Source organism: Alkalihalobacillus sp. FSL W8-0930, from assembly GCA_037965595.1.
In the GTDB taxonomy this organism is placed as follows: Bacteria; Bacillota; Bacilli; order Bacillales; family Bacillaceae_D; genus Alkalicoccobacillus.
In genome coordinates this window covers 1,138,573-1,165,162 of the sequence record CP150183.1, presented here as the reverse complement: position 1 = coordinate 1,165,162, position 26,590 = coordinate 1,138,573, and the positions used below count along the sequence as shown (strand labels likewise).

Here is a 26,590-nt window from a genome sequence, read left to right as displayed (position 1 = left end):
AAATGATTCATCGTAAGAATCATTTGCCTGTTTAATTGATTTGTCATTTTGTCCTAGACTATTCTAAAACCTTCTTATTCTGGTGATGTTACAAGTTGCTTACGTGCTTGTTTTGCAGCGGCTACCATGACTTTTAGTGCTTCAACTGTTTCCTTTTCTTTACGTGTTTTGAGTCCGCAGTCTGGATTAATCCAGAATAATGTTGGATCAAGGACAGAAAGGGCGCGACTAATGTTGCGGTCGATTTCTTCCTGAGCCGGAACACGTGGGCTATGAATATCATAGACCCCTAGGCCAATTCCTTTATTATACGTAAAGTCTTCAAACGCAGAGATAAGCTCTCCATGACTTCTTGATGTTTCAATTGAGATAACATCTGCATCCAATGCATCAATGGATTCAATGATAGCTTGGAAATCCGAGTAGCACATATGCGTGTGAATTTGCGTTTCAGGTTGAACCGTAATCGTAGACAAACGAAACGCCTCTACTGATTGCTTAAGATACGCTTCTGTTTTCTCCTGTTTCAAAGGAAGTCCTTCACGAATCGCTGGCTCATCCACTTGAATTAAGTTAATGCCTTCCTTCTCAAGCTCTTCTACTTCTTTGCGAAGAGCCAAAGCAATCTGATTGACAACCTGACCTTCAGAAATATCTGTACGTGCGAAGGACCAGTTAAAGATGGTTACAGGACCCGTAAGCATTCCTTTAACAGGACGGTCTGTCTGTCTTTGTGCATAGGCTGTTTCCTTAACAGTCATTGGTTCAATAAATGCAACATCCCCGAAAATAACAGGTGGCTTTACGCAACGAGAACCGTATGATTGAACCCAACCAAATTTCGTAAATTGGAAACCAGCTAGCTTCTCACCAAAGAACTCAACCATATCTGTTCGCTCAAATTCACCATGAACTAAAACATCGATATCAATATCCTCTTGAATCTTAATCCACTTATCAATTTCATCGCGAATGAACTGTTCGTACTCAGCTGATTCCAGCTCTCCTTTTCTCCACTTCAAGCGCTTTTGACGCACTTCTTTTGTTTGTGGAAAGCTTCCAATCGTTGTTGTTGGTAGAAGCGGGAATTGATATTTCTCCTGCTGCAAGCGCAAACGTTCCGTTGCTTCAACTTCACGTGTTGGAACAGATTCCCCTATTTCTTTAAGTAATGCGCGCACTTCTTCATTGTTACGGCTTGAAGACTCATTTAGTGTTCTTACAGCTTCAGAACTAGCCTCAAGAATCTTTTCATCTCGTACATCATTTGCTACATCAGCAAGCGCAACAAGCTCCTCAAGCTTTTCATCCGCAAAGGAAATCCCTGCTTTTAAGAACTCTGGAAGCTCCTCTTCTAGCTTCACAGTTACCGGTACATGAAGTAAGCTACATGAAGGCTGAAGAATAAGCTGTCCTTCGCCAACTAATACACTTAGCTGATCTACAACGTGCTTCACTTCTTTAAGATCCGCCTTCCAGATGTTACGTCCATCAATAATACCAGCAGCTAGAATTTTACCAGATGGTAAGCCGTACTTTGCGACTTGCTGCAGAGATTTTCCTTCGTCATGTACAAAGTCTAAACCAATTCCTTGTACTGGCAGGTTAACGATGGCTTCGTAATCGTCAACTGCCTCAAAATACGTTTGCAGCAATAGGTTTACCTTAGGCGCCGCTACATCAAGCTGAGCGTAAACCTCTTGTAAAAGATCTAAGTCAGCTTCTGTCACCTGACCATTTAAGAAAGGCTCATCCACTTGAACCCAAGCAACGTGACTTGCCTCTAATTCTTTCAGTAATTCTGCATACAAAGGAACAAATGAACGAATTAAATCTTTTTCAGATAGTCCCGTTTGATTTTTTGATAGTTTTACGAAGCTAACAGGACCTAAGATCACTGGTTTTGTTTCAATATCAAGCTCTGCTTTCGCTTCGTTATATAGTTCTAAAACGCGGTTATGTACAAGTGTTGTCGGTGCTTTTGTAATCTCGGGAACGATGTAATGATAATTGGTGTTGTACCACTTTGTCATTTCAGAGGCAACAGCCGAATCCGTTCCACGAGCTACTGCAAAGTATGTGTCGAGATCTACCTTACCACCATTATACTCAAAACGATCAGGTACCAAGCCAAATGAAACTGCAGTGTCAAGAACGTGATCATATAAACTGAAATCTCCCACAGGAACCAAATCAATTCCCGCGTCCTTCTGCTTTTGAATATTTGTCAGACGAATGTCTTTTAGAGACGCTAATAGTTCTTCTTGGGAAGAATTATTTGCCCAATAGCTTTCGAGACTTTTTTTCCATTCTCTCTTTTCCCCAATTCTCGGATATCCAATGTTTGAACTTCTAACCTTTGGCATCTTCGCTCACTCCTCTTATTTGTCTCTCAACCTAACACACTCTAATCACAAACCATCTAAGCAGATCACTCCAAGGGAATAAAAAATGCCTCCTTCTAGTAAAAGAAAGAGGCATTGAATATCTCAATAAACGTTCCCCTTATCTTTCAAAGTGTTTCCACCTTGCTGGATTTAGCACCTTTTCTATTCAGAATGGTTGCTGAAGCTTCGTCGGGCCAGTCCCTCCGCTTCTCGTTATAAGAGCATTTCATTATGTTATGTTGAATTGAATTTACTTTAGCACGAGAAAAGTAAACTGTCAAAACAATTTTGAAAGTTTGCGATTATTCGTCAATATTTGCATTTGATGAATGATGTGTGGGAAAATTGTCTTGATTGTCTATTAATCTTTGAAAGGTGTGAACGTATGACTGAGGAACAAACGGTTGAACCTACTTATCCTAAGAGAGCTGTAGTCGGGATTATATTAGGTCCGTTGCTTTTTTTATTGGCTTATTTTTTAATTCCTTCAAGCCAATTGGACCATGCACCAAGATTCGTACTTGCTATCACCCTCTTAATTGCAACCTTCTGGGTAACAGAAGCCATCCCCATGGCTGTCACTTCACTTATTCCATTAGTTGTTATTCCACTGGTGGGGGCGGCTGACATTGATACGATCGCTGCATCATACAGTAGTCCAACTATTTTTATGTATGGTGGAGGATTTGTCATTGCGATAGCCTTACAGAAATGGAACCTACATAGAAGAATTGCACTTAATATTATTGATATGATCGGAACAGAAAGTCAGCGGATTGTACTCGGAATTATTATATCAACAGCATTTCTATCGCTCTTTGTATCTAATGCTGCAACCGCTTTAATGATGCTACCAGTGGCCCTTGCTTTAATTTCAGAAGTAAAGGAAAAAGAAATCCTGAAGGGAAAAAGCTTAAGTCACTTTTCAAAAAGTATCCTTCTAGCCGTTGCCTATGCCGCGACGATCGGTGGTCTCGCAACGCTTGTCGCTGCTGTGCCAAATGCTGTTTTTGCCGAAATTGCCAGAACACAGCTTGATCGAACGGTTGCCTTTTACGAATGGCTATTATTTGCAGGTCCTGTAGCTCTTCTTATTCTAGTTTTTCTATATTTCTATCTAACAAAAATGAAATTTAAAGTAGAGACAGAAAATCAGGATCAAACGATTAATTTCATCAAGGAAGATAAGAAAAAGTTAGGGAAGATGTCTCGTGATGAGATTTGGGTTGCGATTATATTCGGAATTACTGTCTTCCTCTGGGTCTTTAAGTCACTCGTGTTCCCTGAAAATATTGCAGCAAATATGCACGATGGGGCTATCTCTGTTTTCGGAGCCGTATCACTCTTCTTTATTCCTAGTAGTAAAAAGGGAGAACGAATCTTAGAATGGCGTGATCTGAAAGAATTACCTTGGAACGTCTTAATTTTGTTTGGTGGAGGCCTAGCCCTCGCCTCAAGCTTTGGAGCATCTGGTTTAAATGACTGGATTGGTGAGACGTTACAATTGTTAGAGGCCTTTACTCCATTCATTATTATCTTGCTTCTAGTTGTTATCGTTCTATCTATTACTGAAATTCTATCGAATACGGCCGTTGCTAACCTTGTCCTTCCACTCTGTGTTGGACTAGGAATCGCTGTTGGCATGGACCCACTTCTGTTGATGGCTGCAGCTGCGCTCTCTGCAGGCTCATGTTATATGTTGCCTGTTGCGACACCACCTAATACAGCCGTATTTAGTGCAGGTGTATTAGATGTAGCAGACATGGCAAAAGCGGGTGTATGGCTGAATCTCTTTTCAATTATTGTCATTACACTTGCCGTTTACTTCTGGATGCCAATTGTTTTTGGACTATAATAAAAAATGGCGAACGCTCCTTCAAACAGGTAGCGTTCGCCATTTCATTTTATTCTTGCACTGGAATTTCATGCTGCTGGTGCAGACTTGCAAAATAGTGTAGGTGGTGCACCATCGTTTGAACTTGATTCATCGTGAATTCATGCTTGTGTCCTTCTGCTTCAATAAATGATGGACCCGGACCAGCTTCGCCTAGCCAGTATGCGGCTGTGGCCGGTGGAATCGTTAAACCAATGTGGGATAGACCAAAGACAATGGATGAAATGGCGTTTTTGGCGCCATCTTCATTCCCAGTCACAACGACACCTCCCACCTTGTTATATAAAAAGGGTTGCCCTTTTTCATTTGTAATACCTGTGCTTCCGTATAGGCGTTCCATGACTTTTGTTGCCATGCTCGATTTCTCCCCAAGCCAAAGCGGTGTCCCGATGACTAGAATGTCAGCAGCTTTAATTTTTTCAATAATCGTTGGCCACTGATCGCCATCTCCAGCATCATCAACGATTCCATAGCCCACCTGATAATCCGCTATACGAACCACCTCAGTTGAAACGTCCTTATCCTCAAGACGACTTGTTACTTCTTTGATTAGGGCTTCGGTATTTGACTCGTCCTCGCTACTCTTCTTTAAAGAGCAATTTAAAAATAGTGCGTGAATAGACATATTCAGGTCTCCTTTTGTTTGACTAGTCTTCTATTACCATTCACGAGGAACCTAAAACATCGTTAAATAAAACAAAACCCCTTATGAGGCTAAATCGCCACGTAAGGGGTCTTAAACTCTAATTCTTTACCAGGCTGCAACTTCTCCATCCGATCGATGCTCGGTTCCTCCCGATAACACACCCGTTTCTGGGTCACGCCAGATGATTTGACCACGTCCGAAGCCACCTTCGTCAATGGCAATCTCGACTTGGTGTCCTTTGGCAGCAAGCGCTCTAGTCATCTCAATAGGGAAGCTTGCCTCCACTTGTACTGTTTTCTCCTTCGTCCAAAGCCATCTTGGAGCATCGAGTGCCGCTTGAGGATTTAGTCCAAAATCAATGGTGTTCATCACGACCTGAACATGTCCTTGAGGCTGCATGAAACCACCCATTACACCAAATGGACCAACCGCTTCATCGCCCTTCGTTAAAAATCCAGGAATAATCGTATGATACGTTCTCCGACCTGGCTTTAAGTAATTATGATGCTTCTCATCTAGTGAGAAGTTATGTCCTCTATTTTGCATAGCAATTCCTGTTCCAGGAATGACAATCCCTGATCCAAAGCCCATATAGTTACTTTGGATAAATGAAACCATATTGCCATCTCCATCAGCTGCAGCTAGATAAACCGTTCCTCCAGAAGGCGGTGTTCCTGGCTCAGGCATGATTGCTTCCTCACCAATTAACGCTCTTCTCTGTGCCGCATATTCATCAGATAAAAGCTCTTCCTTCGACACCTTCATCTCTCTTGAATCAGTAATAAAGGCCATTCCATCAACAAAAGCAAGCTTCATTGCTTCAATTTGCTTATGATACGTATCGACCGAGTCTTTTACTGCAAAATCAAACCCTTTTAAAATGTTGAGAGCTTCTAGCGCAATCAGACCTTGCCCATTAGGTGGAATCTCCCACACATCATAGCCTCTATACTCTGACTTGATCGGCTCAACCCATTCCGGCTGGTAGGCTTTGAGATCCTCTTTTGTTAAGTGTCCGTTATGCTTAGCGAAAAACGCATCAATCTTATCGGCAATCTCCCCAGTGTAAAACGACTCCGCATCTGTTTCCGCAATTTGACGAAGTGTTTCGGCATGACCTGGAGACTTCCAAATCTCTCCTTCTCGAGGCGCGCGGCCTTCTGGTGTAAAGGTTTCAAACCAATGCTTAAATTCATCACCTGTTAGTTTCGTGCGGAAGCTTTTCGCCGCCTTTTCCCAATACTTAGCAAGTGTTGGTGAAACAGGATAGCCATTTTCCGCGTAATCAATCGCAGGCTTTAGCACTTCTTTGAGAGATAGCTTACCGAATTTCTTCGAAAGCTCTGCCCAGCCACGTGGCGTTCCAGGAACAGTTACAGGTAATACTCCGTAGGTTGGAAGCTCTTCCGTATAACCCGCTTCCTTCACCGCCTCTGGTGTTAACCCCATCGGTGCTTGTCCACTGGCATTTAGCCCGTGAAGCTTCCCGTCTGTCCAAACAAGTGCAAACGCATCGGAGCCAATTCCATTTGACGTTGGCTCTACCACTGTTAAACATGCAGCAGTCGCAATCGCTGCATCAATTGCATTTCCTCCTGCTTTAATGATATCTAGGCCTGCTTGAGCCGCTAAAGGCTGAGATGTTGCTACCATTTCTTTTTTTCCGTATACAACATTTCGTTTTGATGCGTAAGGATAAGCTAAATCTGTCACGTTCTTCACTCCAATTGATTAATTGTTTCTAACATTATGTATCTATCAAGTATAGGGGTAAATCGCTCATTTGTCCAAATTGTGTAATAGTTCGGATTAAAAAGAAAACCAGCAGCATTAGCCACTGGTCTTAGCTTCATTACATATTTTTTAGTGCTCCTGGTAATACTCTGTTTAACGCAACTAGTCGGCTGCTTGATAAAGCGAGAAGAATTGAACATGCAAGTAAAACAAGATCTAATTCAAATCCTCCTAAAAATCCTCCATCCGCTTTCACTTGAAAAATGGCAGTCACCATAATAGCTGCAAAGACGATGCTAACAATACGCGTAAGTAGACCAACGATTAACGCAAGCCCTCCGAGAATTTCAGCAAATGTTACAAGGTACGCTAAGAATCCTGGAAATCCCATACCTTCAAACATAGCAACTGTTCCATCTATGCCACCATTAAACTTATCCAATCCATGAATTAAAAATGTAATACCTACTACCACTCGCAAAATCAGTAGTCCTATTTCTGTTTTCATCCTCCACATTCCTTTCTAGCAATAATATCTGCTAGTTTGCTATACTTCGGCGAACATTTAAAGTACGCACCTTTATGTAACATGGTATCAAAAAGAAACTAATTGATAAAACAAAGCTTATATAGCCAGTCAGAAATCTTTACATAATTTTTATAGAATTTTAGTAGATATCACTTCAAATTTTGATACCATAAAACGAGAGACAATTAGAATTTCTACTTGTCTACTATAATAAAACCCAATGGAGGTAGTTTATGGATAGCGCATTTTCTTGGCGAGTTCCAAGAGTCTTTTCACTAGTTGCTGTGTTGTTTCTTCTTTTTTCTTTTTTGAATCAAGCGCAGGCAAACGAAGAAATTGATTTAACCATTCTACATACCAACGATATTCATGCAACGTTTGATGAATATGCAAAGGTTTCAGCCTATGTGAAGGAGCAACGTGCAGCATCTGATCATCTGCTATTTTTAGATGCCGGGGATGCCGTTAGTGGAAATCCTGTTGTTGACTTGAACCTAGGAAAACCAATTTATGAAGTATTTAATCTAGCCGGAGTTGACGCTCTAGCCATTGGAAACCACGAATTTGATTTTGGACAAGAAGCATTAATTGAAAATATGGAAATTTCCGAGTTCCCTTGGTTAGCAGCTAACCTTGATGTTGGTGATACGGGGGTTGAACAAACAAAACCATACGAAATTTTTGATGTTGATGGACTTTCTGTGGCTGTCTTTACAGTTACACAAGCACCACCTGCGACTGCTCCAGCAAACACGGTTGGAATGTCGTTTGATGGAAACTATGCTGAGGTCGCTAAAAGCTATCAAGATGAGCTTGAAGAGCAAGCGGATGTTATCATTGCAATGACTCACATTGGCTTTGACAATGACAAACGTCTTGCCGAGCAAGTCGATTACTTCGATTTAATCGTTGGAGGGCATTCACATACTTCATTAAATGCTCCAAATGTTGTGAATGGCACACCGATCGTTCAAACAGGCTCTAACCTGAACAATATCGGTAAAGTAACATTAACGTACGACGAGGCAACAGATTCCGTTGTAAATACAACAGGTGGCCTTATCTCAGTCTCCTCATTAGCAGCTATTGACGCGGAAGTACAAGCTGTCATTGATGGATATAATGCAGAGATGGAAGACTTACTTGGAGAAGTAGTTGGTACGTCTAATAATGGTCTAACACGTGATGGTCGAGCGAATGGAGATGCTCCACTAGGTAACTTCTGGACAGATGCCATGCGTGATATGGCCGATAGTGATTTTGCCTTTACAAATAACGGTGGAATCCGTGCAAGTATTGAGGCTGGTGACGTAACACTAGGTGATATTTATCAAATTGAACCTTTTGCAAATGAGATCATGGTTATTGAAATGACTGGTCATGCGATTAAGAATGTTCTTGATTTCTCTTATTCACGAGACAACCGCAATGCCATTGACCTGCAAGTATCAGGTTTAGAATACAACATTCTAACTGGTCCAACAGGCAGCTTTGCAGATGTTACCCTTACGAAAGATAATCAACCACTTAACCTTGATGATACGTATAAAGTAGCCGTTGCCGATTACATCGGTACGGGTGGTTCTGGATATAACTTTGAAGGAACTGTTCTTTCTGAAACAGTTGGACTAATGACAGAAGCAATGAAAAACTTTGCTTACAAACTTACTGCAGAAGGAAAGACGCTTGATTATTCTAGAGAAGGTCGCATTAAGATTTCCGTAGACCCTACTGCACCTGTACCAGGTGAGATCATTGGATCAACGGAAACTGGACTCTACTCTGCGAATAAAAATAGAAGTGACGTAGGATTAGGAAATCTATACACTGACTCTATTCGCGAAAAAGCAGGCACAGACATTGGTCTACTTAATGGTTCGTCTGTTACTGGTGAAATTCAGCCAGGTCCGATTACTGACCAACAAATCGAATCCCTAGATGGATTTGGTAACGTAATTGTATCCGTTGAAGCAACTGGTTCTAAAATTAAGGATGTTATCTTAGAGCAAGCAAAATACCGTCGTGGTGTAGATGTTCAGGTCTCTGGACTCGCTTATAACTTAATCACCAATGAGAGTGGAGCGATCACAGACGTTGAGATTACCCTTGAAAATGGCGATGCATTTGATGTAAATGCTACCTATACAGTAGCTTATAACGATTACATGCATGGTGCTGCATTCTATAATCTGAATTCAGAAACGATTGAATCGGATTTAGGTCCTGTATGGACATCTGTAGTAGATTATGTAGCAGCGCAAGAAGCACCAATTAACCACGAAGAAGGCAGTCGTGTAACGATTGATGGCGAAGGTTCCGAGGATGATCCTTCAGGATTACGCACCGTGGCACAAGCCATTGCAAACAATAGTGGAACAGCAAAAGTAAAAGGCTATATTGTTGGATCAATTGTGAACTCTACTCCTGTTATTGGAGAAGGTACACACGCACCTTCAAACCTTCTATTAGCTGATTCACCTGACGAAACAGATCGTACGAAAATGCTTCCTGTACAGCTTGTGAATGGAACGGCTGTCCGAAACGGATTAAATCTACCTTCACATCCAGAGAACCTTGGAAAGCTCATTACAGTAACAGGTTCACTAGAAGCATACTTTGCAACACCAGGAATGAGAGCTCCAACAACATTTACATTTGAAGAAGAGGCAGAACCTGAAATTCCTGAAGAACCGGAAGTACCAGAAGAGCCTGAGGTTCCTGAAGAGCCTGAAGCTCCAGCGTGTGAGTTCGCAGCTTGGGATGCAGCGAAAACGTATGTAGCTGGTGATAAAGTAGAACATAATGGTGATTTCTACGTGGCACAATGGTGGACTCAAAACCAGAACCCTGCAGACAACTCAGGAAACTGGGAAGTATGGCAGAAGGTAGTGGACTGCTACGAGATTCCAGAAGGTCCACAGGAATGGAATGCGAAAACAATTTACGACACTGGCGATCAAGTGATTGTAGATGGCCAAGTGTATGAAGCGAAATGGTGGACGCAAGGACAAAATCCAGTTGATCACTCTGGTCAGTGGGATGTTTGGAAGAAGATTAACGATTCAGAGCCAGAAGGCCCGCAAGAGTGGAATGCTGAAGCCGTGTACACAGAAGGTGACCGCGTAACACATAAAGGAAAGCTGTATGAAGCCAAATGGTGGACTCAGAACCAAAGTCCGCACAATAACTCAGGAAACTGGGATGTGTGGAAAAAGATTAAGCAATAAAACAAAAAGCCAGCACACGAGTGAAATGTGCTGGCTTTTATTTATGGATCCATTTCTCAAGAAGGGTATTAAATGCATCTGGCTCTGCTAGTGGAAAACCGTGTCTGATTTTAGGAATTGTCATAAGCTCAGACTGAGATATTGTGTGCTGAAGTTTTTGAACAGAGCTTGCGAGAAGCTTCTTCTCCTTCTCTCCTATCGTAATCAAGAATTTCCCCTTATACCGATCTAATCCACCCGGAAGATCATAGCTTAGATTTTCATTCATAATCAGTTGTAGCTCAGCATTTGTTACGTTTTTAGCCCCGGCAACATACGCTTCAAAGTGTTCATCAGGAATATATAACTCTTTCGCCTGCTTTTGCGAGAACGCTCTACTTTTAGGGAGGATATTAAATAATGGCATAAGCGGTACAACCATTTTTCTAAGAAAAGGTCTCGGTTCCATATATCCACTATTAAACATGACAAGGTTAAACCATTCTGGCTTACGAGCACACATCTCAAGCGCAATTTGTGCCCCCATCGAGAACCCAACAAGAATTAATCGTTGATCTTGGTGCACACGCTCCTGTAATTCATCGAGAAATTGATCCGCCCACTCATTCACTAGCTGATGTTTTGAAAACGCATAGGTAGGCACAAAACAGTCAAAAGACTCCTTGAAGTACTCCACCTGCTTCTCCCACATCCAACCCCCTACCCCAGCTCCATGGATAAAGACAATTAAGGGTTTTTTTGATTCCATAAGTCACCGCACTTTCCTAACATCTCCTCCTTTTATTATAACGAAAAAGGAAGAGATGTTATCTATGTTGGGAAAATAAATATTTTTACTTTTCCGTCATAGGACAACCCCACTTTTGGAAAAGCTACAACTACGCAGGTATTTCATAAGAAGGGAGGAACTCTTATGAAGTTTTACATTAAAAAGGAGGATGGTAGTTCAAATCGTAAAAAAGAAACAATGATCGAAATCCCCGCCCCCTTTATCATTGCCGTTGCTGCAGCGGCAACCAGTATTGTGACCGTATTATTAAACCTTTAACTTAATGAACAACGTTAACTAAAAAAGAAGAGCCACTTAATGAAGTGAGCTCTTCCGTTTCATTATTCAAAATGCTTTTCATTGTACTCATTTATTTCGTCAGCCGTTAATAAACGTGTTGCCTTTCCGATTGTTCCATTTTGCAGCTTCCATATGGAGTTATGATCTGCTACTGCGTTTGAGAAATCACCGTCGTTCCAGTACGTAAGAATCGAGACATATAAGGAACCTTCCTTGTATGAGCTCTCTTGTTGACTGGCAACCTGTAGCAGTCGCTCTAACCGATCCTCTGTAATTTCGATTTTGCCCCACTTTTGTTCTGCGTAAACGAGTCCATGCGCCATGTGATGAATCGTCGTTTGCATGTTGGACTCAGTCATAGAATCCGGGAATAACTCTTCCAGGTCTTCATTCGCTGTTTCTTTTAAGATCACTTCCGGGATATCAATATCATCAACCTCTTCAGATTCAACCTGGCCAACTTCCTCTGCCTCAGCAGTCTTCGTATTAACGGGTTTATTTGCAAATTCAAGTAATCCAAAAACCAATGCCGCAGTCAGAGCTAAAGAACCGACCGTAATACCACAGATCGTAAGTACTTTCTTCATTTAAGAATCCTCTCTTTTCGTTAGACGTTGCATGTCTTGAATCAGTTCAGGTGTCTCCGTGAATACGTAAATTTGATAGCGTTGATTGTGCTTATTCCTCATCGTATGTAAAAAGTCATGCCCACATTTGATTAGATCAATAGCAAGAGATTTTTTATAAATATTCTTCTTACCAGAGGACTTTACACCTATTTCACGCGTTGATCTATCATACATTCCACATCACACCTTTTCCAATCTTTAAAACTATGTAGTCAAAAAAGGGACTTTAAACACTCATTATATCTAGGTCATTAGCAGGTTTCTGTCAGTTTGCGTCGATAGAATGTGTGAAAGTGTGTAATGAAAATCAGTGCGTAACGATATACCTCGCTGGACCTTTAAACACTTCTTTTACGTGCCAGTTCAGATAGAATTCATTTGGCTTATAACGTGGATCGATAGGTGATTTTACTTTCTTACCATGATATCGCATGAGCCAATCCTCGAACCCATGAGTACCATGAGCTAACTTCGAGACAAGAATTTCTTTTTCATCTGAGAAAGTGAATACGCCTTGATCAAAAAGCTTATGGTGCATTGTGCAGAGTGCTAGTCCGTTTTCCTCAACATCGGGTCCCCCAGCTTGATGCCACTTAATATGAGCTGCTTCTACTCCAACCAATCGATGCCCATGACGTATATTAAAGCCGCATATCGCACAGCTATACTCGTAGGCCTGTAAGATTTTTTCTCTGAACCTCGGATCTCTTTGTTTTCGTTTCACATAGACTGATGTTAAACCCACAGCTTGTAGAATATCTTCATGTAGAGATTCTGCAAAATGTTCATGCAATATAAAATCAGACACTTGCTGTATTAAATACTGATTTGAATTAAAAAGATTGATAATTTCTTTTTTAAATCCACCTTTAACATCATGCTTAAGTAATAAACCACTTGTAAATTGATTCTTTTCAAAAGGAAGATTTATATCCCAGATCCCATCATTTGCAAGTCGAACAAAAGGTTGTTCTGGATGATATGACTTACGTTGGGGACCAAACTCCCTTAAAAGATTCGTTAGATCCGGTTTCACTTGGCTATAAGGGAGCATCTCAGTTTCCTGAGACTGTAGCTGCCCTAACGCATATAGGATTAGGAGCGGCTTATGAGGGGCTCTAACGTTACCTTGTTTCCATATAGATAGTCGTTTGATCTTATTAAGTAGTTCTTCTTGGTTCATAGACGTATCCTCTCAGTTCTAGCGCAAAATACAATTGTATTTTAATCATTTCGGTTTATTCGTGCTTGTAACACCTATAACAACACCCCTTGCTAAAGTAATAAATATAGAGATCCATACCCATAGGCTCATTAAGATCCTCCAAACTCTAACACTATGAAGTTTGTATTTTCATTCTAGTTGTAATATGAAATTGCTGCTTGTGCCACTTCCTTGTCGTCAAAGTGAATGGTTTCATCTTTAAAAATTTGGTACGTCTCATGCCCTTTTCCTGCTCTCTATCACGATCACCCCCACAACCAAAAACAGTTATGATTTTTCCTTCTGCAAAGTCTTTAGTTGTTTTTAGTACACTCTCCAAAGCATCAGGTGTATGAGCATAATCAACTAAAACCAAAAACTCTTGGTCCTCATCTACTATTTCCATCCTACCTTTAACACCCTCTAATTTAAGAAGACTACTTTTAATTTGTTCTAATGTTATGCCTTCCACTAAAGCCGCAGTAATACTTGCTAAGGCATTATAAACATTGAACTTCCCTACTAGCTTTAAATCAATTTCTATATCTCCCTTAAATGTACTTAGTAAAAAATGAATTCCTTTCGATGACATCTTGATGTTTTTTGCAAACACATCAGAAATGCTTGTAAGACCATAAGTAACGACTTCAACTGGAGTGCTTTTATAAAAATATTCGAAATTTGGGTCATCTGCATTTAAAATTGCATATTTCTTTTTTTGAGACCTGTAGCCTAGTCCTGAAAAAAGCAAAGACTTTGTCCATCTGTATTGTTCAAATGTACCATGATAATCAAGATGATCTTGAGTTAAATTAGTAAAGATTGCAGTTTTAAAATCACACCCTGTTACACGTTGCATATCGATCCCTTAGTTTCATCTAATACTCCTCTCTAGAAAAAATTATTTATCATTTCCAATTAATAACTTTAGTTTATCGTCTTTCTAAACTCTATTGCAATGTCGATTTGCAAAAATCATATAAAATGTAGCAATCATATAATCTTTATATCTAATAAGAAACATCAAAAAAAAAGACCTAAGAATTCAGTCGAAACTGATCTCTTAGGTCTTTCATGTAAAACATATGGAATCCGTATACCGGTGGCCGGGGTCGAACCGGCACTCCAGAAGGAACACGATTTTGAGTCGTGCGCGTCTGCCAATTCCGCCACACCGGCAAATGGCACGCCCGAGAGGACTCGAACCTCTAACCTCTTGATTCGTAGTCAAGTACTCTATCCAATTGAGCTACGGGCGCATGAGACTGTTTAAATGAAGTTGATGCCGAGGGCCGGACTTGAACCGGCACGGTAATCACTTACCGCAGGATTTTAAGTCCTGTGTGTCTGCCAATTCCACCACCCCGGCAGGCAGATAAAAACAAAAAAAAGGCGGTACCCGGATTTGAACCGGGGATAAGGGTTTTGCAGACCCGTGCCTTACCACTTGGCTATACCGCCGTAGAAAAGCGGAAGACGAGATTCGAACTCGCGACCCCCACCTTGGCAAGGTGGTGTTCTACCACTGAACTACTTCCGCAAATAATGGCTGGGCTACCTGGGATCGAACCAGGGAATGACGGAATCAAAATCCGTTGCCTTACCGCTTGGCTATAGCCCAAAAAGGGCGGCTGATGGGAATTGAACCCACGAATGCCGGAATCACAATCCGGTGCGTTAACCACTTCGCCACAACCGCCATATTTTGCAAATCGTTTAGGTTTTAAATTGGCAGGGGCAGTAGGAATTGAACCCACACCGGAGGTTTTGGAGACCTCTGTTCTACCTTTAAACTATGCCCCTAAATGGTGGAGGGGGGCAGATTCGAACTGCCGAACCCGTAGGGAGCGGATTTACAGTCCGCCGCGTTTAGCCACTTCGCTACCCCTCCAAAGCAATAACAATGATACACAATTCCAATCTGTTAGTCAACAGCCACTTTTCAAAGAATAAGTGGTGCCGGCCAGAGGACTTGAACCCCCAACCTACTGATTACAAGTCAGTTGCTCTACCAATTGAGCTAGGCCGGCAAATGGTGGCTCAGGACAGAATCGAACTGCCGACACACGGATTTTCAGTCCGTTGCTCTACCAACTGAGCTACTGAGCCATATTGCTTTAAAAATATAATGGCGGTCTGGACGGGACTCGAACCCGCGACCTCCTGCGTGACAGGCAGGCATTCTAACCAACTGAACTACCAGACCAATGGTAATTGCGGGAGGAGGATTTGAACCTCCGACCTTCGGGTTATGAGCCCGACGAGCTACCAGACTGCTCCATCCCGCGACGTTATCAAATTTCTTAAATGGTGGAGGATGACGGGCTCGAACCGCCGACCCTCTGCTTGTAAGGCAGATGCTCTCCCAGCTGAGCTAATCCTCCTGGGTAATAAATATGTATGAAGTAATGGTGACCCGTACGGGACTCGAACCCGTGATACCGCCGTGAAAGGGCGGTGTCTTAACCGCTTGACCAACGGGCCATTTATATAAGTAAGAGATTAGCTGGCGGAGAGCGAGGGATTCGAACCCTCGAGACGGTTCTACACCGCCTACACGATTTCCAATCGTGCTCCTTCGGCCAAACTCGGACAGCTCTCCAGAATAATGGCTCCACAGGTAGGACTCGAACCTACGACCGATCGGTTAACAGCCGATTGCTCTACCACTGAGCTACTGTGGAATAATATATAAGCCCGGCAACGTTCTACTCTCGCAGGGGGAAGCCCCCAACTACCATTGACGCAGAAGAGCTTAACGGCCGTGTTCGGCATGGGAACGGGTGTGACCTCTTCGCTATTGCCACCGGACTCATTGAAAGAAAATGATTCCTTCAAAACTAAATCGTGCTCACACAGTCATACACCAAATTGGATAAGTCCTCGACCGATTAGTATCTGTCCGCTCCATGTGTCGCCACACTTCCACTCCAGACCTATCAACCTCATCATCTCTAAGGGGTCTTACTAGCTTACGCTATGGGAAATCTCATCTTGAGGGGGGCTTCATGCTTAGATGCTTTCAGCACTTATCCCGTCCACACGTAGCTACCCAGCGATGCTCCTGGCGGAACAACTGGTACACCAGCGGTGTGTCCATCCCGGTCCTCTCGTACTAAGGACAGCTCCTCTCAAATTTCCTGCGCCCGCGACGGATAGGGACCGAACTGTCTCACGACGTTCTGAACCCAGCTCGCGTGCCGCTTTAATGGGCGAACAGCCCAACCCTTGGGACCTACTTCAGCCCCAGGATGCGACGAGCCGACATCGAGGTGCCAAACCTCCCCGTCGATATGGACTCTTGGGGGAGATAAGCCTGTTATCCCCAGGGTAGCTTTTATCCGTTGAGCGACGGCCCTTCCATTCGGCACCGCCGGATCACTAAGCCCGACTTTCGTCCCTGCTCGACTTGTAGGTCTCGCAGTCAAGCTCCCTTATGCCTTTGCACTCTTCGAATGATTTCCAACCATTCTGAGGGAACCTTTGGGCGCCTCCGTTACTGTTTAGGAGGCGACCGCCCCAGTCAAACTGCCCACCTGACAATGTCCCTGACCCGGATCACGGGTCGAGGTTAGAATGTCAGCACCGTCAGGGTAGTATCCCACCAATGCCTCCACCGAAGCTGGCGCTCCGGTTTCAAAGGCTCCTACCTATCCTGTACAAACGATACCAACATCCACTATCAGGCTACAGTAAAGCTCCATGGGGTCTTTCCGTCCTGTCGCGGGTAACCTGCATCTTCACAGGTACTATAATTTCACCGGGTCTCTCGTTGAGACAGTATCCAAATCGTTACACCATTCGTGCGGGTCGGAACTTACCCGACAAGGAATTTCGCTACCTTAGGACCGTTATAGTTACGGCCGCCGTTTACTGGGGCTTCAATTCAGAGCTTCTCCTAAAAGGATAACCCCTCCTCTTAACCTTCCAGCACCGGGCAGGTGTCAGCCCCTATACTTCGCCTTGCGGCTTCGCAGAGACCTGTGTTTTTGCTAAACAGTCGCTTGGATCTTTTCACTGCGGCTCTCTCGGGCTTGCACCCTAATAGAGCACCCCTTCTCCCGAAGTTACGGGGTCATTTTGCCGAGTTCCTTAACGAGAGTTCTCCCGCGCGTCTTAGAATTCTCTTCTCGCCTACCTGTGTCGGTTTGCGGTACGGGCACCTTCCACCTCGCTAGAGGCTTTTCTAGGCAGCGGAGGATCAGGGACTTCGGTACTAAATTTCCCTCGCTATCACTGCTCAGCCGAACGGAAAGCGGATTTGCCTACTTTCCAGCCTAACAGCTTAGACGCGCATATCCATCAGCGCGCTCACCCTACCTTTCTGCGTCCCCCCATTACTCAAACGGTGGAGAGGTGGTACAGGAATATCAACCTGTTGTCCATCGCCTACGCTTTTCAGCCTCGGCTTAGGTCCCGACTGACCCTGAGCGGACGAGCCTTCCTCAGGAAACCTTGGGCTTTCGACGGAGGGGATTCTCACCCCTCTTTTCGCTACTCATACCGGCATTCTCACTTCCAAGCACTCCACTAGTCCTCACGATCTAGCTTCGCTGTCCTTGGAACGCTCCCCTACCACGAACACCTAAGGTGTTCATCCATAGCTTCGGTGATACGTTTAGCCCCGTTACATTTTCGGCGCAGAGTCACTCGACCAGTGAGCTATTACGCACTCTTTAAATGGTGGCTGCTTCTAAGCCAACATCCTGGTTGTCTGGGCAACTCCACATCCTTTGCCACTTAACGTATACTTTGGGACCTTAGCTGATGGTCTGGGCTGTTTCCCTCTTGACTACGGATCTTAGCACTCGCAGTCTGACTCCCGAGGATAAGTACTTGGCATTCGGAGTTTGACTGAATTCGGTAATCCTGTGGGGACCCCTCGTCCAATCAGTGCTCTACCTCCAAGACTCTTCCCTCGAGGCTAGCCCTAAAGCTATTTCGGGGAGAACCAGCTATTTCCGAGTTCGATTGGCATTTCACCCCTACCCACACCTCATCCCCGCATTTTTCAACATGCGTGGGTTCGGGCCTCCATTCAGTGTTACCTGAACTTCACCCTGGACATGGGTAGATCACTCGGTTTCGGGTCTACGACGGCGTACTCAATTCGCCCTATTCAGACTCGCTTTCGCTACGGCTCCGCCTCATCAGCTTAACCTTGCACGACATCGTAACTCGCCGGTTCATTCTACAAAAGGCACGCCATCACCCGTTAATGGGCTCTGACTAGTTGTAGGCACACGGTTTCAGGATCTCTTTCACTCCCCTTCCGGGGTGCTTTTCACCTTTCCCTCACGGTACTGGTTCACTATCGGTCACTAGGGAGTATTTAGCCTTGGGAGATGGTCCTCCCGGATTCCGACGGGGTTTCACGTGTCCCGCCGTACTCAGGATACACTCCGGAGGAAACGAAGTTTCGGCTACGGGGTTGTTACCCTCTTTGACGCATCTTTCCAGATGCTTCACCTACTCCGTTTCTTTGTAACTCCAATGGAATGTCCTACAACCCCTGAAGGCAAGCCTTCAGGTTTGGGCTGTTTCCGTTTCGCTCGCCGCTACTCAGGAAATCGATTTTTCTTTCTCTTCCTCCGGGTACTTAGATGTTTCAGTTCCCCGGGTCTGCCTCCTCGTATCCTATGTATTCAGATACGGGTACCATTCGATTAAAAATGGTGGGTTCCCCCATTCGGATATCCTCGGATCAAAGCTCACTTACAGCTCCCCGAGGCGTTTCGCCGTTCGTCGCGTCCTTCTTCGGCTCCTAGTGCCAAGGCATTCACCGTGCGCCCTTCATAACTTAACCAAGTTGATTTCAGAACATCGTAAGATGTCATTCATCAAGTATGGTGTATATAGACTCGCTTTCATCTAACGATGATTGCGTTGTGTGTGTTTTGCATTGCACGATTTAGTTTTCAAAGAACCATGCCGACAGAAAGTCGGTCTTCGTTTGAATGAATAAGTTCATTCAAAACCGAACAAAAGCCAAAGCGTATTCACATCAGATAAACTGTGTGATCGACTAGAAGTAAAACTCCCTAGAAAGGAGGTGATCCAGCCGCACCTTCCGATACGGCTACCTTGTTACGACTTCACCCCAATCATCTGTCCCACCTTCGGCGGCTGGCTCCAAAAGGTTACCTCACCGACTTCGGGTGTTACAAACTCTCGTGGTGTGACGGGCGGTGTGTACAAGGCCCGGGAACGTATTCACCGCGGCATGCTGATCCGCGATTACTAGCAATTCCAGCTTCATGCAGGCGAGTTGCAGCCTACAATCCGAACTGAGAATGGCTTTATGGGATTGGCTTCACCTCGCGGCTTCGCAACCCTTTGTACCATCCATTGTAGCACGTGTGTAGCCCAGGTCATAAGGGGCATGATGATTTGACGTCATCCCCACCTTCCTCCGGTTTGTCACCGGCAGTCACCTTAGAGTGCCCAACTAAATGCTGGCAACTAAGGTCAAGGGTTGCGCTCGTTGCGGGACTTAACCCAACATCTCACGACACGAGCTGACGACAACCATGCACCACCTGTCACTTTGCCCCCGAAGGGGAAGCTCTGTCTCCAGAGTGGTCAAAGGATGTCAAGACCTGGTAAGGTTCTTCGCGTTGCTTCGAATTAAACCACATGCTCCACTGCTTGTGCGGGCCCCCGTCAATTCCTTTGAGTTTCAGCCTTGCGGCCGTACTCCCCAGGCGGAGTGCTTAATGTGTTAACTTCGGCACTACGGGCATCGAAACCCCTAACACCTAGCACTCATCGTTTACGGCGTGGACTACCAGGGTATCTAATCCTGTTTGCTCCCCACGCTTTCGCGCCTCAGCGTCAGTTACAGACCAGAGAGTCGCCTTCGCCACTGGTGTTCCTCCACATATCTACGCATTTCACCGCTACACGTGGAATTCCACTCTCCTCTTCTGTACTCAAGCCTCCCAGTTTCCAATGGCCGCTTGCGGTTGAGCCGCAAGATTTCACATCAGACTTAAAAGGCCGCCTGCGCGCGCTTTACGCCCAATAATTCCGGACAACGCTTGCCACCTACGTATTACCGCGGCTGCTGGCACGTAGTTAGCCGTGGCTTTCTGATGAGGTACCGTCAAGGTACCGCCCTATTCGAACGGTACGTGTTCTTCCCTCATAACAGAGCTTTACGAGCCGAAACCCTTCATCACTCACGCGGCGTTGCTCCGTCAGACTTTCGTCCATTGCGGAAGATTCCCTACTGCTGCCTCCCGTAGGAGTCTGGGCCGTGTCTCAGTCCCAGTGTGGCCGATCACCCTCTCAGGTCGGCTACGCATCGTCGCCTTGGGGAGCCGTTACCTCTCCAACTAGCTAATGCGCCGCGGGCCCATCTCATCGTGAGAGCAAGAAGCCCTCTTTTAATCCAGCACCAGGAGGTGCTAGATGTTATCCGGTATTAGCCCCGGTTTCCCGGAGTTATCCCAGTCGATAAGGTAGGTTGCCCACGTGTTACTCACCCGTCCGCCGCTAACGTTTTTGAAGCAAGCTTCAAAAACGTCCGCTCGACTTGCATGTATTAGGCACGCCGCCAGCGTTCGTCCTGAGCCAGGATCAAACTCTCCATAAAAGTGGTGAGTTGATTGCTCAACTGCTGGCGTTGATGTTAACATCAACTTTCCAATTGCGTAGTTTACACTACGACTTTTTATACTTATGAGATATCTTGTATCTCTTCGTACGCTTGGCTTTTGTTCAGTTTTCAAAGAACTTGTTTGTCGTTATCAGCGACTTTTAAATAATAACATTTCGTTATCAGGAAGTCAATAACTTTTTTTAAAAGTTTTTCTTGTCCGCTGCAAGATTCCTCCGCAGCGACAAGTAATAATTTATCACGCCACAAGAAATGAGTCAATACTTTTTTCAAAGAAAATCATTTATTTTATATTTTGTTTGAAAAATAGCTTTCGCAGGCGTTTCTTTCTTTACTATTGTAACAAATTCTTTCTCTATTAAAACGTTTAAAATAAGTTCTAGATCAATTCGATACTCTTGTACCTCTGGAATGGCTAGTAATTCAGAGATAGAAACTTCCCCTTCAGCCGAACGTAGAACATCTAGAAAATGATTTGCTCCGAGTTCTAGTTTAGAGATAATTGCTACCTCCAGTGCTAAGATCAACAATTCAATTCTTTTGTTTAGCGGTTCTTCACTATTTAAAGCCTCTTGATACAGTTTGTGAATTTCAGGTTCAATCTTTTTTACTTGTTCCCAAACCGTCACTTCTGGATAAAACCCATCTTTAATGACCGCTATTCTTGCTAAATGATGAAGCGCATGAAATAGATTACTAAAACCATCTAATATGTACCCACGACTAAAAAGGGCCTTCCCCTCTTCAAATCTACGGAGTAGCTTCGCAAACTGGATCGTTAATTTCTTTGTGCGGTCTCCTGGTGGGAATGTATCGATGCGCTGCTTTACTTCCTGCATAAACTCATTTCGATCATAAACAATCTTCCCATTTACAAGCCAATCAATTAACCGTCGTTGATTTCCCGTTATTAATGAATGATGCATCATGTCTTGACTCATAGTATGGAACGCAATCCTTTTACCTGACGCTTCGTAATGTTTACTAACCCAGTCGGTTACTCCATCAGAGATCAGCAAAATAATTGCATCGAATCCGTCTGTACTTAAAAAGGATGAATCGTCTTTCTTTAATACGAGAATTGCACACGTGTGCTCTTTACTCGCCTGATCCTGATAGAGCTGTCGTAATAAAATATCCATGATGTTCCTCCCCGTAGAAAAACTGCTCTCAAAGTTTGAACTCTATTTCTTTCAATTCAACATAAAAGATAAACTTCCTTCTTTACCTTCATAGAAATGACTGTTTGGATGCGCTTTCTATGTTATACTTTTGCTAAGGAGGCGGAGAATGGCTATTAAATATTCAAACAAGATTAATAAGATAAGAACCTTTGCTCTTTCCTTAGTCTTTATCGGAATCCTCATTATGTACATAGGCATCTTCTTTAAGGGTAATGCGATTATTATGACGATTGCTATGTTAATTGGCTTTCTTGCCGTTATATCAAGTACGGTTGTCTACTTTTTTATAGGCATGCTTTCAACAAGAGCCGTTCCTGTGCAATGCCCTAATTGTGAAGGGCACACTAAAGTCTTAGGACGAGTTGATGCATGTATGCACTGTAATCAGCCATTAACAGTAGACAAAACGCTTGAAGGTCTAGATTTTGATGAAAACTATAATCGAAAATCAAGTAAATCATAACAACCTAAAAAAATAAAGCCCATCGGTCTAAGCTGATGGGCTTTGTATTTGTTCAGTTTAATGTTCAACCTTGCCTTTACAATCTGCACAAGTACCATGAATCTCCATTCGATGGCCACTTACGTCAAAACCAGTAACATGCTCTGCCAACGACTCCACTTCATTTAGTCCAGGGTAATGGAAATCAACGATCTTGCCACACACATTACAAATAGCGTGATAATGATCTGTTGTCACACTGTCGAATCGACTGGACGAATCTCCGTACGTCAATTCTTTTACAATCCCTACTTCTTTAAATACACGTAGGTTATTATATACAGTTGCAACACTCATATTAGGAAATCTACCTTCAAGCGCTTTATAAATATCATCTGCAGTAGGATGAATCAATGATTCATATAGATACTCCAAAATGGCGTGGCGTTGAGGAGTCATACGGACACGAGTGCTTTTAAGAGCCTCAACTGCTTCATGCAGGCGATGATTTGTTGACATCGACACGCACCTCGCTTTCGAAACCTATTCTTACTTTATAATAATTATAAGGCAAGAATAAACTCCCTGTCAATTAGGCGATTTACTGATTGGCGAGCAGAGCAGATAAATCACCTGATTTCATAAGAAATGAAGTGTAACGATGAGGTCGTTTGTCTTTACGTTGTTTTTTCTTTTCTACGTTTAAGCACGCCTCTTTTAATGAGTCACGTAATCCAGGCAGATCATCCTCGTTTGCTCCGAATAAAAATGTAGTACTTCCTTTACGTAAGAAACCTCCTGAACTTGCAAGCTCAGTCATTCGGTATCCTTTTTCTTTTAGTTCTTTTTCTACTTGGTCTTTGTAAAAGTCATCTAAAATGCATACAAGTAATTTCATAAGAGCCTCCCTTTTTCAAAAGCCTACGCTTCATTTAATTCTTTTAGAAAAGCGAGCACTTCATTTGCATGTTCTTTCACACTTACTTTACGCCATTCTTTCACTAAGTTAAAGTCTTTATCAATGATAAAGGTTGAGCGAACAATCCCCATGTATTCTTTACCGAAGTTCTTCTTCAACTGCCATACTCCATAGGCTTCTGCTGCTTTAGCCTCTTCATCTGCGAAAAGTGGAAATGGAAGTGAATACTTTTCCGTGAAATTCTGATGTTTTTTAATTGAGTCCGGGCTAACGCCAAGTACAACTGCTCCTTGTTCTTTTAAAGGCGTTGTTAGATCTCTAAAGTCACACGCTTCGGTCGTACATCCAGGTGTATTATCTTTCGGATAAAAGTAAAGAACGATATGCTGTCCTTTATAATCTGAAAGAGATTTCGTTTCCCCTGTTGTAATTGGTAGTGTAAAGTCTGGTGCCTGTTTGCCAACTTCTGCGGTCATCCAATCATTCCTTTTCTTCATATTATAGTAAATCGTAATCGATTCTTTCTTCATTATCAATGTTTTAGGTCTTTCCATGTATTTTTACCCTATCTTATGTTTCTTTAATCGCCTTGCTCCCTCAAAAAAACTTGCCTACCCCTAACCTGTATGGTTGAATGGCTAAGAGAGACTTAGATAGCTGGAGGGTATTTTTTTATGGAAAGAGTTAGATCAGAACAATTATATACTGAAGCAAAAGAACATATTTTAGGTGGAGTGAACAGTCCCTCCCGTGCGTTTAAAGGAGTTGGCGGAGGTACACCCGTTTTTATGAAACGTGGATCCGGTGCATACTTCTGGGATGAAGATGATAACAAATACATTGATTACTTAGGTGCGTACGGCCCTATTATTGCAGGCCACGCTCATCCGACAATTACAAAAGCCATTCAAACTGCTGCTGAGAACGGAGTGTTGTACGGTACACCTACAAAGCTCGAGAATGAATTTGCCGCTAAATTAAAAGGTGCGATTCCATCTCTTGAAAAAGTACGCTTTGTTAATTCCGGTACTGAAGCTGTTATGACCACAATCCGTGTCGCTCGCGCCTATACAGGTCGAGACAAAATTGTGAAGTTTGCGGGTTGTTACCACGGACACTCTGATTTAGTTTTAGTTGCCGCTGGTTCCGGGCCGGCTACACTTGGTACACCGGACTCAGCAGGAGTTACTAAAAACATTGCAAAAGAAGTCATCACCGTTCCGTTTAATGATATTGATGCATACCGGGAAACATTAGAAAAATGGGGTACGGAAATTGCTGCTGTACTAGTCGAGCCGATTGTTGGAAACTTTGGAATGGTTGAGCCCGCTCCCGGTTTTCTTCAACAAGTAAATGAGTTAACCCATCAGCATGGCGGTCTCGTTATATATGATGAGGTTATCACAGCATTTCGCTTTATGTATGGTGGAGCTCAGGACTACTTAGATGTCTACCCTGACATGACTGCACTCGGAAAGATTATTGGTGGTGGACTGCCTATTGGTGCTTACGGCGGGCGCGCGGACATTATGGAGAAGGTTGCTCCACTTGGACCTGCCTATCAAGCCGGAACAATGGCAGGAAACCCCGCTTCGATGTCAGCTGGAATTGCTTGTTTAGATGTGTTAGCCGAAGAAGGTGTATACGAACACCTAAACCACTTGGGTGAACGCCTTGAAACAGGATTATTGCAACTTGCACGAAAACATCATGTTAAATGTACGGTGAATCGGGTAAAAGGAGCATTAACACTCTATTTTGGAACGGAGACGATTACGAACTATGATCAAGCCGATGCGACCAATAGTGAACAATTCGCTACTTTCTTTAAAGCGATGCTTGATCAAGGAATTAATTTAGCACCTTCTAAATTTGAAGCTTGGTTCTTAACGATTGCACATACTGACGCGGATATTGATCAAACGCTTGTTGCGGCAGACATTGCCTTCGCTGAGGTTGCAGCCACATTCGAATAAGGATTGTTTTATTCATTAACCTGGAAAGGATTCATTTAAGATGAAATTAGGAGCTAGAATATTTAAAACGGGGCTCGCGATTATTCTTGCTTTGTATCTCGCTGAATGGGTTGGGTTGGAGCCCCCAACCTTTGCAGCCATTGCAGCTGCGTTCGCCATTCAGCCATCGATTTATCGAACATTTAAAACGTTGCTTGACCAGTCCCAAGCAAACGTGATCGGTGCCGTTCTCGGTGTAGTCTTTGTGATTACTTTTGGAAACGAGCCGTTTGTTGTTGGTGTAGTTGTTGCCTTATCCATTGCTATCATTCTAAAACTGAATCTTCAAGCTGCAACGATTCCAATTTCGATCGTGACCATTATCATTATTATGGAGACGCCTAGTGATAACTTTTTACAATTCGCTGCAGGTCGTTTCTTCCTAATCATATTGGGGATTCTTGCAGCATTTATCGTGAATTTGATTTTCATTCCACCTCGATATGAATTGAAGTTATATGATCGAATGACAAAAGCGGTGAATGAAACAATTCAATGGCTGATGCTGTTTGTTCATAGAGATGCCGACTTAAAGATGTTAAAACAGGATATCGATCGTCTTTACTCTGAGATGGAGAAGCTTGATACTTTGTTTGATCTCTTTAAGGAAGAACGAACGTATTTCTTAAAACGAAGCTTCGGCAAGGCTAGACGTGTAGTCGTGTTTAGACAGATGGTTCATACGTCTAAAAAAGCACTTGATGTGCTTAGTAGCTTTGATAAACGTTTAAACGAAATAGACGAACTGCCACCACGAGTGCGAGAAATCATTCAAAGTCAGCTCGAACACTTAACGACGTATCATAACCGCATTATGATGAGATACGCAGGTAAGGTCAGTAGTAACCCTTCTGACGAATTAGTCAGCGACATTGATAAAGGGCAAGCGAAGTTAACGAATTTGTTTGTGACACTTTATGAAGAGCCTGAATTTGATTTGGCACAATGGCACCACTTTTTACCCGCTATTTCAGAGGTCATAGAATATCATGAAGAGCTTGAGTACCTGGACCAATTAGTTGAAAACATAACCTCTCATAACGAATCAACATAAGAAAAGCCGTGAACAGCTAATGTTCACGGCTTTTGT

The 26,590-nt window shown here is 43.4% G+C and carries 18 protein-coding genes, 17 tRNA genes, 3 rRNA genes, 1 pseudogene and 1 riboswitch; of the genes and pseudogenes, 6 read left to right on the top strand and 33 right to left on the bottom strand.

Annotated elements, in window-relative coordinates; all coding sequences use genetic code 11:
* Positions 1–74: 74 nt before the first annotated feature.
* Positions 75–2,366 (bottom strand): 5-methyltetrahydropteroyltriglutamate--homocysteine S-methyltransferase, encoded by a 2,292-nt coding sequence (gene metE, locus NSQ54_06190; GenBank protein WYP27675.1) that lies wholly within the window; start codon positions 2,364–2,366, stop codon positions 75–77.
* Between the two features lie 136 nt (positions 2,367–2,502).
* Positions 2,503–2,609: riboswitch (SAM riboswitch) on the bottom strand.
* A gap of 163 nt (positions 2,610–2,772) precedes the next feature.
* Here metE and NSQ54_06185 point away from each other — a divergent pair.
* Positions 2,773–4,242, top strand: a complete 1,470-nt coding sequence (locus NSQ54_06185; protein WYP27674.1) for an SLC13 family permease — start codon at positions 2,773–2,775, stop codon at positions 4,240–4,242.
* A gap of 49 nt (positions 4,243–4,291) precedes the next feature.
* On the opposite strand, the gene NSQ54_06180 is transcribed toward NSQ54_06185, so the two are convergent.
* The 3 genes from NSQ54_06180 to NSQ54_06170 all read right to left on the bottom strand — a co-directional run bounded on the left by NSQ54_06180 (position 4,292) and on the right by NSQ54_06170 (position 7,178).
* The gene (locus tag NSQ54_06180) at positions 4,292–4,906 is read right to left on the bottom strand and encodes a flavodoxin family protein (GenBank protein WYP27673.1); all 615 of its coding nucleotides are present in this window, start codon (positions 4,904–4,906) and stop codon (positions 4,292–4,294) included.
* Between the two features lie 126 nt (positions 4,907–5,032).
* Positions 5,033–6,580: a gamma-glutamyltransferase gene (gene ggt / locus NSQ54_06175; protein ID WYP28508.1), complete on the bottom strand. Its 1,548-nt coding sequence runs from the start codon at positions 6,578–6,580 to the stop codon at positions 5,033–5,035.
* 199 nt (positions 6,581–6,779) lie between these two features.
* Positions 6,780–7,178, bottom strand: a complete 399-nt coding sequence (locus tag NSQ54_06170) for a DoxX family protein (protein ID WYP27672.1) — start codon at positions 7,176–7,178, stop codon at positions 6,780–6,782.
* 245 nt (positions 7,179–7,423) lie between these two features.
* Between NSQ54_06170 and NSQ54_06165 the strand changes: the two genes are divergently transcribed.
* A complete protein-coding gene (locus NSQ54_06165; GenBank protein WYP27671.1) occupies positions 7,424–10,417 on the top strand; it encodes a 5'-nucleotidase C-terminal domain-containing protein in 2,994 nt (997 codons plus the stop codon).
* A 37-nt stretch (positions 10,418–10,454) separates the two neighbouring features.
* On the opposite strand, the gene NSQ54_06160 is transcribed toward NSQ54_06165, so the two are convergent.
* Positions 10,455–11,165, bottom strand: coding sequence for an alpha/beta hydrolase (locus NSQ54_06160; GenBank protein ID WYP27670.1), 711 nt, complete (start codon positions 11,163–11,165; stop codon positions 10,455–10,457).
* Positions 11,166–11,330: 165 nt separating this feature from the next.
* On the opposite strand from NSQ54_06160, the gene NSQ54_06155 reads away from it, so the two are divergent.
* Complete coding sequence (locus NSQ54_06155) at positions 11,331–11,465, top strand: hypothetical protein (protein ID WYP27669.1); 135 nt, start codon at positions 11,331–11,333, stop codon at positions 11,463–11,465.
* A gap of 62 nt (positions 11,466–11,527) precedes the next feature.
* On the opposite strand, the gene NSQ54_06150 is transcribed toward NSQ54_06155, so the two are convergent.
* From NSQ54_06150 to NSQ54_06030, 25 genes and pseudogenes are all read right to left on the bottom strand, one after another.
* Complete coding sequence (locus tag NSQ54_06150; protein WYP27668.1) at positions 11,528–12,073, bottom strand: DUF6241 domain-containing protein; 546 nt, start codon at positions 12,071–12,073, stop codon at positions 11,528–11,530.
* Complete coding sequence (locus tag NSQ54_06145) at positions 12,074–12,289, bottom strand: hypothetical protein (protein ID WYP27667.1); 216 nt, start codon at positions 12,287–12,289, stop codon at positions 12,074–12,076.
* A 133-nt stretch (positions 12,290–12,422) separates the two neighbouring features.
* A complete protein-coding gene (locus tag NSQ54_06140) occupies positions 12,423–13,298 on the bottom strand; it encodes an HNH endonuclease (protein WYP27666.1) in 876 nt (291 codons plus the stop codon).
* A gap of 176 nt (positions 13,299–13,474) precedes the next feature.
* Positions 13,475–14,187, bottom strand: a pseudogene (locus tag NSQ54_06135) (Mur ligase family protein).
* Between the two features lie 229 nt (positions 14,188–14,416).
* Positions 14,417–14,498 (bottom strand) — tRNA-Leu (locus tag NSQ54_06130).
* 3 nt (positions 14,499–14,501) lie between these two features.
* Positions 14,502–14,578 (bottom strand) — tRNA-Arg (locus NSQ54_06125).
* A gap of 24 nt (positions 14,579–14,602) precedes the next feature.
* Positions 14,603–14,688: transfer RNA gene (locus NSQ54_06120), tRNA-Leu, on the bottom strand.
* A gap of 21 nt (positions 14,689–14,709) precedes the next feature.
* Positions 14,710–14,780 (bottom strand) — tRNA-Cys (locus NSQ54_06115).
* 7 nt (positions 14,781–14,787) lie between these two features.
* A tRNA-Gly gene (locus NSQ54_06110) sits at positions 14,788–14,859 on the bottom strand.
* A gap of 6 nt (positions 14,860–14,865) precedes the next feature.
* Positions 14,866–14,940: transfer RNA gene (locus NSQ54_06105), tRNA-Gln, on the bottom strand.
* A 5-nt stretch (positions 14,941–14,945) separates the two neighbouring features.
* A tRNA-His gene (locus NSQ54_06100) sits at positions 14,946–15,018 on the bottom strand.
* Positions 15,019–15,048: 30 nt separating this feature from the next.
* Positions 15,049–15,122, bottom strand: a tRNA-Trp gene (locus NSQ54_06095).
* A gap of 3 nt (positions 15,123–15,125) precedes the next feature.
* Positions 15,126–15,210: transfer RNA gene (locus NSQ54_06090), tRNA-Tyr, on the bottom strand.
* A gap of 63 nt (positions 15,211–15,273) precedes the next feature.
* Positions 15,274–15,349 (bottom strand) — tRNA-Thr (locus NSQ54_06085).
* Positions 15,350–15,352: 3 nt separating this feature from the next.
* Positions 15,353–15,428: transfer RNA gene (locus NSQ54_06080), tRNA-Phe, on the bottom strand.
* Positions 15,429–15,448: 20 nt separating this feature from the next.
* A tRNA-Asp gene (locus NSQ54_06075) sits at positions 15,449–15,525 on the bottom strand.
* Between the two features lie 8 nt (positions 15,526–15,533).
* Positions 15,534–15,607: transfer RNA gene (locus NSQ54_06070), tRNA-Met, on the bottom strand.
* A 20-nt stretch (positions 15,608–15,627) separates the two neighbouring features.
* Positions 15,628–15,703 (bottom strand) — tRNA-Val (locus tag NSQ54_06065).
* A 25-nt stretch (positions 15,704–15,728) separates the two neighbouring features.
* Positions 15,729–15,803: transfer RNA gene (locus tag NSQ54_06060), tRNA-Glu, on the bottom strand.
* A 23-nt stretch (positions 15,804–15,826) separates the two neighbouring features.
* A tRNA-Ser gene (locus tag NSQ54_06055) sits at positions 15,827–15,921 on the bottom strand.
* 7 nt (positions 15,922–15,928) lie between these two features.
* Positions 15,929–16,003 (bottom strand) — tRNA-Asn (locus NSQ54_06050).
* A gap of 11 nt (positions 16,004–16,014) precedes the next feature.
* A 5S ribosomal RNA gene (gene rrf / locus NSQ54_06045) occupies positions 16,015–16,130 on the bottom strand.
* A 60-nt stretch (positions 16,131–16,190) separates the two neighbouring features.
* Positions 16,191–19,125: ribosomal RNA gene (locus tag NSQ54_06040) — 23S ribosomal RNA — on the bottom strand.
* Between the two features lie 239 nt (positions 19,126–19,364).
* A 16S ribosomal RNA gene (locus NSQ54_06035) occupies positions 19,365–20,916 on the bottom strand.
* The 16S, 23S and 5S rRNA genes sit together here with 17 tRNA genes alongside, the layout of an rRNA operon.
* Before the next feature lie 293 nt (positions 20,917–21,209).
* Positions 21,210–22,082 carry a nucleotidyltransferase-like protein gene (locus tag NSQ54_06030; GenBank protein WYP27665.1) on the bottom strand — a complete coding sequence of 291 codons (873 nt, stop codon included), beginning with the start codon at positions 22,080–22,082 and terminating at the stop codon, positions 21,210–21,212.
* Between the two features lie 148 nt (positions 22,083–22,230).
* On the opposite strand from NSQ54_06030, the gene NSQ54_06025 reads away from it, so the two are divergent.
* Positions 22,231–22,587, top strand: coding sequence for a YgzB family protein (locus tag NSQ54_06025; GenBank protein WYP27664.1), 357 nt, complete (start codon positions 22,231–22,233; stop codon positions 22,585–22,587).
* 57 nt (positions 22,588–22,644) lie between these two features.
* Here NSQ54_06025 and perR read toward each other — a convergent pair whose 3' ends face one another.
* From perR to bcp, 3 genes are all read right to left on the bottom strand, one after another.
* Positions 22,645–23,085, bottom strand: coding sequence for a peroxide-responsive transcriptional repressor PerR (perR, locus tag NSQ54_06020; GenBank protein WYP27663.1), 441 nt, complete (start codon positions 23,083–23,085; stop codon positions 22,645–22,647).
* Positions 23,086–23,167: 82 nt separating this feature from the next.
* Positions 23,168–23,464, bottom strand: coding sequence for a cyclic-di-AMP receptor (locus NSQ54_06015; protein ID WYP27662.1), 297 nt, complete (start codon positions 23,462–23,464; stop codon positions 23,168–23,170).
* A gap of 23 nt (positions 23,465–23,487) precedes the next feature.
* The gene (gene bcp, locus NSQ54_06010) at positions 23,488–23,961 is read right to left on the bottom strand and encodes a thioredoxin-dependent thiol peroxidase (GenBank protein WYP28507.1); all 474 of its coding nucleotides are present in this window, start codon (positions 23,959–23,961) and stop codon (positions 23,488–23,490) included.
* 198 nt (positions 23,962–24,159) lie between these two features.
* Between bcp and NSQ54_06005 the strand changes: the two genes are divergently transcribed.
* Together NSQ54_06005 and NSQ54_06000 are read left to right on the top strand one after the other, a co-directional pair.
* The gene (locus NSQ54_06005; protein WYP27661.1) at positions 24,160–25,461 is read left to right on the top strand and encodes a glutamate-1-semialdehyde 2,1-aminomutase; all 1,302 of its coding nucleotides are present in this window, start codon (positions 24,160–24,162) and stop codon (positions 25,459–25,461) included.
* Between the two features lie 40 nt (positions 25,462–25,501).
* A complete protein-coding gene (locus NSQ54_06000; protein ID WYP27660.1) occupies positions 25,502–26,554 on the top strand; it encodes an aromatic acid exporter family protein in 1,053 nt (350 codons plus the stop codon).
* Positions 26,555–26,590: the final 36 nt, after the last annotated feature.